General features: G+C 61.6%; 1 protein-coding gene. It reads right to left on the reverse strand.

The window, feature by feature from the left end:
• Positions 1-42: 42 nt before the first annotated feature.
• Positions 43-1,227 (reverse strand): transposase family protein, encoded by a 1,185-nt coding sequence (locus PV772_RS22915; RefSeq protein ID WP_347887691.1) that lies wholly within the window; start codon positions 1,225-1,227, stop codon positions 43-45.
• Positions 1,228-1,277 lie beyond the last annotated feature (50 nt).

Consider the following 1,277-nt stretch of genomic DNA (forward strand, 5'->3'; position numbering starts at 1 on the left):
GTTTTCGCGTGATCGATGCCTCAGTGAAGAAGCTCCGGAGGTCTAGGGGTTCCAGGCCCGGTTAACGGGTCTGATCGGTGCGGGTTTCTTTGCCAGGGCCAGGGTTTCCAGTTCGGCTGTGAGGGCCAGGATCTGGCGGGAGAGAGCTCCGGGTTTGATGCGTTTGAAGGCGGCGTTCATGCGTATGACCGGGCTTTTACGCATCCGCGGATGCCGTATCGCTCTTTGGTGGGGTGTGGCGGGTGTGTCGTGTTTCTTGCTGACCTTCGCGCCGTAGCGCTGCTTGGAAACCAGCTTCTGCTGGGGCAGGAGGTAGTTGGTGAAGACACGGTCCAGCTCCCAGATCTCATTGAGTTTCTCCAGTTCGCTGGTGGTGTCGTAGCGCAGGTAGCCGACCAGCTCCCGGACCCGGGCCCAGTTCTTTTGCTCCACGTGAGCGCCATCGTTCTTGTTCCCGGGCCGGGAGCGGGTAAAGGTGATCTGGCGGGCGTGGCAGTAGGCCAGCAGGTGGTCGTTGATGAATTCCGAGCCGTTGTCCGAATCGATCCCGATAATCGGAAACGGGAATACTGAGGTGACGTGTTCAAGGGCTTCGAAGACCCATTTGGCGGCCTTGTTCCGCACGGACCTGTTCACCGTCCATCCAGTGCAAATGTCCGTCACGGTCAGCGTGAAGCAGAACTCTCCGAAGCTGTTGCCGCCCTCGTGGCCGACCAGGTCGATCTCGACGAAACCCGGCACGGCGTCGTCCCATTCGGCCCAGGTCCGGACCGGGATCTGGGATTTGAGTAACGTTCCGGGTTTGGTGTGGGACCGTCCCCGCAGCGTCAGCTTCGCCCGGGCGCCGGCGAGTTTCCGGTCGATGGTCGCCGCGCTCATCCGCATCAGTAACGCGGCTTGCTCATCGGTGATGTCCAGTTCTTTGTCACGGCGAAGCAGCGGCACCAGAACCGGCAGCATCGGGGCCAGAAGCTTGCCCGCAGGGGCCCGCAGCACCGCCCAGCACCTAATCAAAGGATCCAGCAGATCAGGGCCGTACACCGGTGTCCTGCCCGGTCTGGGTTTGACGATCTTCAGGACCAGTGCGTCCCGCAACGCGGCCCGGGCGTAGTCGCGGTGCCATCCGGTCAACTCGACCAACTCGTTCAGGATCCGGGACTTTCCTGCACGATCAGCACCTCGGTAGGCGAGGGCTTTCTTCTTCGTCACAGCTTGCCGCTGGGCCATCGTTAGCTCCATGAAAACGGGCATAACCTGCACCCGCTGCCATCACCCTT

The organism is Pseudarthrobacter sp. CC12 (assembly GCF_039907755.1).
Classification (GTDB): Bacteria; Actinomycetota; Actinomycetes; order Actinomycetales; family Micrococcaceae; genus Arthrobacter; species Arthrobacter niigatensis.